The sequence below is a fragment of the Cytobacillus sp. genome (assembly GCF_032154635.1).
GTDB lineage: Bacteria > Bacillota > Bacilli > Bacillales > Cytobacillaceae > Cytobacillus.
In genome coordinates, this window is record NZ_JALDXW010000082.1 from 1 (window position 1) to 6183 (window position 6183).

6 protein-coding genes and 3 pseudogenes are annotated in these 6183 nt (G+C 37.8%); all 9 read left to right on the plus strand.

Features of this window, described 5'->3' with window-relative positions; genetic code table 11:
• Positions 1-737 precede the first annotated feature (737 nt).
• A pseudogene (locus RUH74_RS23945) lies at positions 738-1070 on the plus strand (arginine decarboxylase); the annotation flags it as partial.
• A 300-nt stretch (positions 1071-1370) separates the two neighbouring features.
• Positions 1371-2594, plus strand: a complete 1224-nt coding sequence (locus RUH74_RS23950) for a cysteine desulfurase (RefSeq protein ID WP_313805338.1) — start codon at positions 1371-1373, stop codon at positions 2592-2594.
• Between the two features lie 160 nt (positions 2595-2754).
• Positions 2755-3381 carry an HAD family hydrolase gene (locus tag RUH74_RS23955; RefSeq protein ID WP_313805341.1) on the plus strand — a complete coding sequence of 209 codons (627 nt, stop codon included), beginning with the start codon at positions 2755-2757 and terminating at the stop codon, positions 3379-3381.
• 148 nt (positions 3382-3529) lie between these two features.
• Positions 3530-3643, plus strand: a pseudogene (locus RUH74_RS23960) (ThiF family adenylyltransferase); the annotation flags it as partial.
• Between the two features lie 25 nt (positions 3644-3668).
• The gene (locus RUH74_RS23965; RefSeq protein WP_313805344.1) at positions 3669-3941 is read left to right on the plus strand and encodes a hypothetical protein; all 273 of its coding nucleotides are present in this window, start codon (positions 3669-3671) and stop codon (positions 3939-3941) included.
• A gap of 48 nt (positions 3942-3989) precedes the next feature.
• Positions 3990-4493: an MFS transporter gene (locus tag RUH74_RS23970; protein WP_313805353.1), complete on the plus strand. Its 504-nt coding sequence runs from the start codon at positions 3990-3992 to the stop codon at positions 4491-4493.
• Positions 4494-4668: 175 nt separating this feature from the next.
• Positions 4669-4863 (plus strand): hypothetical protein, encoded by a 195-nt coding sequence (locus RUH74_RS23975; RefSeq protein ID WP_313805347.1) that lies wholly within the window; start codon positions 4669-4671, stop codon positions 4861-4863.
• A gap of 563 nt (positions 4864-5426) precedes the next feature.
• Positions 5427-5663: a glutaredoxin family protein gene (locus RUH74_RS23980; RefSeq protein WP_313805350.1), complete on the plus strand. Its 237-nt coding sequence runs from the start codon at positions 5427-5429 to the stop codon at positions 5661-5663.
• 363 nt (positions 5664-6026) lie between these two features.
• Positions 6027-6183: pseudogene (locus RUH74_RS23985) on the plus strand (aspartate aminotransferase family protein); the annotation flags it as partial.

A 6183-nucleotide genomic window follows, 5' to 3' on the forward strand; every position in this document is an offset into this window, starting at 1 on the left:
AAGGGTTTTCATGTAATAATGATCAAAAATTTGGTTCTGAGCATTTGTAGTTATTTGTTTGCAAGGATGTTGCTTAACTCTAATGCTGTATAATCGTATCATTTATACATAGTTCTTCTGTTTTGTAATTATATTGGTATAATTAACCAACTATAAAAGTATAAACCTATTTTCCTTATTTTTCAACAAGTTTCAATAAACTCCTCTAAATACATTCTTATCTAAATACTTATGTAGTGAGAGACATATTCCACGAATGTTACTTTGATTAGTAAATGCCTCTACAATGAATTTGCTGCATTGTATTTAAAGAAAAGAGTTAATTAATGCTTCAAGATTTTATAAACTATTTAAACTCATAAATTGTCAATATGGAGCTATTTTTGATGTGCCCCAGCCTATTCCGGAGGAGTTGCTAGCGCATTTCGAGATTGGGATTGATATTTCTACCCTGCAAAAGGAGGGGCATCTAATTGTATCGAAACCCTGTCTAGGTTGCATTCATAAGTATCTTACCCACGTAGCCTCACTTCAAGAATGCTCCCATACTTCCTCATTTAAAATCTAGAATGGCAGTGGATGAACGCCATCCTTGCATCTGGCTTGATTTCCTTTTTTTATCATAGTTATAACCTATTGTTATTATATGATTAATTGAATTGAACAATAATTAAACTCAATTTATGATTAATAATGTTGATTATGATATCTCGTTTCGAAAGGAATTGAACAATAGAATGGATCATCGTCGTACACCGTTGTTTACAGCTTTGATAGAACTTGCGAGTCGAAACCCGATTTCTTTTTATATACCAGGTCATAAAAAAGGAGAAGGGATGGAATGCGGGTTTAAAACTTTTCTGGGTGAAAATGCCTTGTCCATCGATTTGATTAATATTGCGCCATTGGATGATTTTCACCAGCCTATTGGCGTGATTGAAGAAGCACAGCGCATGGCTGCTAATGCTTTTGAGGTAGATCATACATTTTTTTCTGTGCAAGGAACGAGCAGTGCGATTATAACGATGATCATGTCTGTATGTGGACCTAGCGATAAAATCATCGTGCCGGGAGTGCCTGATAGGGTTGCTGCCTATATGCTTACAAGACCCTAAATAAACAGGGTCGGATCCCAAGTTTTTAGCCTTTTTTTCGGAGCAGGAGCTTGTAGACTACGATAAAGCTAAAGGTTCAAATATGCAGTTATTTAAAGCATATTATGTAGCCATGCTGAAGCACGGCGTTTTAACTGCCCCTACATCTTACGAGATGAGTTTCGTTTCGGCAGCCCATTCCGACGAAGATATCGAAAGGATGATCAGCGCTCATTATCAAGCACTAAATAAAATCAGCAATAAAGGGTGATGATTTTGGATACTTCTAACATAAGAAAACTTTTCCCTATACTGGGTCAAACCATTAACGGTTATCCGCTTGCTTACCTGGATAGCGCAGCATCAGCGCAAAAACCGATTCAGGTGATAGAAACCTTAAAACACTATTATGAACAAGATAACGCGAATGTCCATCGAGGTGTTCATACGTTAGGCTCGCGTGCAACAGAAGCTTATGAAGGGGCGCGAGCCAAAGTAGCCCGTTTTATCCATGCGGAATGGGGGGCGGAAATTATTTTTACGCGCGGGACAACCTCATCCATTAATCTTGTCGCCAGCAGCTATGCACGAGCCGTATGCAAAGAAGGCGATGAGATTGTTGTCTCTGCTATGGAGCATCACAGCAATCTCCTTCCTTGGCAGCAAGCGGCAAAGGCGACAGGTGCAGTGTTGAAATATATCCCACTGCAAACTGACGGAACACTTTCAATAGAAGAAGCGGAGAACACGATTACGAATCGCACGAAAATCGTATCTATTTCACACATTTCCAACGTATTGGGAGTTGCCAATCCAGTGAAACAAATTGCGGCAATCGCCCATAATCGTGGGGCAGTCATCATGGTAGATGGAGCCCAGAGCATTCCGCATATCAAGGTGGATGTTCAAGAGTTGGATTGTGACTTTTATGCCTTCTCGGGACATAAAATGTGCGGACCAACAGGCATCGGAGTGTTGTATGGAAAAAAGGCTTATCTCGAACAAATGGAGCCGATCGAATTTGGCGGAGAAATGATCGCGGATGTGGGTTTTTATGACGCCTCTTGGAAGGAACTTCCTTGGAAGTTAGAAGGGGGGACTCCCATTATCGCAGGCGCAATTGGCTTGGGCGCGGCCATTGATTTTCTTGAGGAAATTGGGTTGGATGTCATCGAAGCACATGACAAGCAATTGACCAGCTATGCGGTAGAACAAATGAAGCAAATTGAACATTTGACGATGTATGGTCCGGAGGAAGGGCGGTTTGGCTTAGTGACCTTTAATTTAGGCAAGATACATCCGCATGATCTGGCTACGGTTCTGGATACGTATGGCGTCGCGATTCGTGCGGGGCATCATTGCTGTCAACCGTTGATGAGACATATTGGCGCTAGTGCGACAGTTCGTGCCAGCTTTTATTTATACAATACAGAAGCGGATGTAGAGCAGTTTCTTTTTGCATTGAACAAAACGAAAGAATACTTTAAGGAAGTCGAATAAGGTAAGGATTCATTACTTACAACATGTTTCGTTCGAATCGCCTGAACGAATAGCAGATTGGGTTATGGATAAAGGCTATGCGTTGAGCTTTTATTATATGAAAGAACACATTTCCTACTTCAGTCGGAGTTTGATCTGCGAAAAATAGGAGGTTTTTAATATGATTCAAGCCGTTATATTTGATGTGGATGGTACTCTTCTTAATTCAGACCAAGCGATCATTTTGGCTTTACAGCAAGTTTTAAGAGAAGAAAAGAAAATGGAGTACCCGAGTGAAGAATTGATTCCTATATTGGGTATGACTAGTGAAAATAGTTTGAACTTCTTGGGGGTTTCGGATGTAAAGCGCGTTGCTGAAAAGCTAACGCTTTATGTAAAAAGGAATAATCATATGATGATCCTCTATCCTGGGATTGAAGAGATGCTTAAAAAGTTGGTTGGAAAAGGCATTCATACGGGTGTTGTTACATCCAAATTACGCGAGGAATTCAAAGTTGATTTTATGCCTCATGGTATTAGCGAACTCTTCTCACACATTATTTGCGCGGACGATACGTCTAGGCATAAGCCTGAGCCTGACCCGCTGCTCAAGTATGTAGAACAAACTAAGATCAACCCGTCGACAACGCTCTATGTTGGAGATACTGTATTTGATCAGAAATGCGCGAACGGGGCTCAAATCGATTTCGCCTTAGCGATGTGGGGGGGCAAGCAACCAGAGCGTACTGTGGCAAAATACAGATTAAATCGACCTGATGAACTACTCCGCATTGTAGGTCTTGAATGATTAAATACCGCTCATGCATAGTATCGCCGAAACATTGGCTGTGGTGCTTCACGCACCACAGCCAATGTCGTATTTTCGCCATTCCGGGATGGACGGCTTTGCAGTTGTCACTGATGCTTTGATGAATAAACAGAAGGGGGTAGCAGCGATGTCTCCGGTTCGGTATAGCAGGCAGCAGAATTTCCGGCCGATTGGTGATGCAGGCCAACAGGCCTTGCGGGATGCGCATGTGTTGATCGTAGATGCGGGCGCGCTCGGCTCCGGTAAAAGATTATAGGAGGAATCGTATGTCTCTAAATATGGAGCAAATAAGTGTTAAAAGGAAAGATGTTCTATTATTAGTTATTGGAATTATGTTATTTGCTTCTACTTTACGTGTCCCATTAACATCAATTAGTTCATTTTCATTTGGAAATGTATTATTACCAAGTCTTATAAAAATGAACTTTCCATTTAAAGTAGGTTTAATGACAGGGCTTTATGCATTGTTTAAGAACGCTTTTGGTGCATTAGCTTCAGGTCTTAGTGTACCAATTTCAAAGATTGGCAGTTTTGGGTGACAAGGTGCATTAGGTATATGGGGAATCTTAGTAATCATTAGCCTGTATATTTGGTATTCGCAAGTTAAAAATCCAGTTCCAAAACCTGAATTGCAATCCGATCAAAAGAAAACGAATATGTGGACTTCTTTCACTGCCTGGCAAGTAACTTTATTCATGGGACTTCAATCGTTGATGTATTATACATGTTTAACATGGTTACCTGATATCTTACAGTTCCATGGGTATTCGTCAAGTCAAGCAGGATGGATACTTTCACTTATGTTATTTGCGCTCATTCCAATTAACTTTTTAATCCCAGTTGTTGCCGATAAAATGAAGAATCAAAAAATATTAGGAGCATTGACAGGAGCTGTTTTTCTTCTCGGCACAATCGGTTTATTTAGTGCTAATCTTGTTTTAATAACTATTTCAGTAATTTTAATTGGAATTGGCTGTGGAAGTGGATATAGTTTGTCAATAATGTTTTTTACATTACGAACTAAAGTGGTTATGAGGCATCAGAATTGTCGGGAATGGCTCAATCTTTTGGTTATTTCCTCGCGGCTTTAGGGCCAATTCTTTTTGGTAGGCTGCACGATTTAATAGGAAGTTGGATTACGCCGCTATACATGTTACTTTTTGTTGCGGTGATTATTTTCATAACAGGGGTGCTTGCTGGTAGAAAAGTAATGATAAATAATTAGTTTTAGACATCATTAACGGATTAGTACTTGAAGAAGAACTCATGAATAATATGGAAGTTATTTTTGGTGTGGTTTCAATTAAACCAAGATTAAGTGAAAAAGAAGGGTGGAAAATTGATAAGATTATGGGCCGAATTTATGAAGGAAATGCTATTGTAAATGTGAAAAAAGTTATTAATCGGCAAGGCATCCCGATAGGAGTTTGTAATATAGAGTCCTATATATCTATTTTTTGAAAATGTCAAAAACACTTGCTAATTCGGTCATGTGAGGTTTGAGCTGCGTTAATGATTATGAAATTGATTATTTTTTTCATTTCACAACTTCACCTGTTATTTTTGACGAATACCTATTATCACTAGCGTAGCTTTGAAAATTATTTACTTTTGTATCTATGTCAATAATAGAAATGAAGATCATCCTTCAAAACTATTTCTTTATAACATCTTGACCGCGATATATCTCCTTTATTTTATGAATGTTTACTAGTTCCTCTATGATATTTTATAACAATGTTGATCCTTTCAATAATTAAAACATACCCCAGTACAAGCCCGTTCTCTTGGTAATGATCAGAAAATAATTCGGCGCTTGTTAAGCGACGATCTAGTTAATTTTTGTTAATTCTTTTGATTGTTAAATAAAACATAACTTCGATAGAAACTGATAATGCTTTTGAAAAACTCAATTAGTTTTACCTATGGATATCATAGGTAATTTGATATTGTTTACTTTTATGGCACCTTCTAAAATTTAAATTAAGTAGAAATGCTACAAAAAAATATGGGAGATGATTGTAATGTCAAAAGCAATTTTTTATCATGCAGGTTGTCCAGTTTGTGTAGATGCGGAGCAAATGGTTCTTGATTATCTTGACAAATCAAAAATTACTCCGGAAGTGGTGCATCTTGGTACAGACCAAAATCGTATTGAAGAAGCAGAAAAGGTTGGAGTAAAATCAGTCCCAGCATTGGTGATCGGTGAAAATGTATATCATATCAATTTTGGTGCAAGTTTAACTGATGTTAAGGGATAATTTCTAAAAGAAGGTGCTGTTTGGGTACCTTCCTCTTTTTTCAATAAGTTTTATTAAAACATGCCTTTAACTAATCTTTTTACCCTTAAAGAGTGTCCAGAACACACACCTTTTTAAAAGGTCAAAAAACTTGTGAAAAGAGTTTGATTTAGGACGTTTCATAACTACTCACTAATCATAGGAAATAACTATCATAGAAAAATAATCATAAAAATAAGTAATGACGATATTCTATATTAAGTTAATTTTTTGTGATAATTACCAATATTTATATTTTAATTTTAAAATAAAAAAATATAGAGATTGAACTTATAAATGAGCGGAAGACTCATTGAGAGGGGGAAATAAATGAATACAAAAAGAGTGGATTCTTACTCCAAAGCATTATTTGAACAAGCAAAAAATGTGATTCCTGGAGGAGTGAACAGCCCGGTACGTGCATTTTCGTTGGTTGACTCTCCTCCTGTTTTTATTACAGAAGGTCGAGGATCTCACATATTTGATGTTGATGGAAATGAAT

Coding starts and splice junctions, on each gene's coding strand:
- RUH74_RS23975 (WP_313805347.1), top strand. CDS start 4,669: ATGAATAATATGGAAGTTATTTTTGGTGTGGTTTCAATTAAACCAAGA.
- RUH74_RS23955 (WP_313805341.1), top strand. CDS start 2,755: ATGATTCAAGCCGTTATATTTGATGTGGATGGTACTCTTCTTAATTCA.
- RUH74_RS23980 (WP_313805350.1), top strand. CDS start 5,427: ATGTCAAAAGCAATTTTTTATCATGCAGGTTGTCCAGTTTGTGTAGAT.
- RUH74_RS23965 (WP_313805344.1), top strand. CDS start 3,669: ATGTCTCTAAATATGGAGCAAATAAGTGTTAAAAGGAAAGATGTTCTA.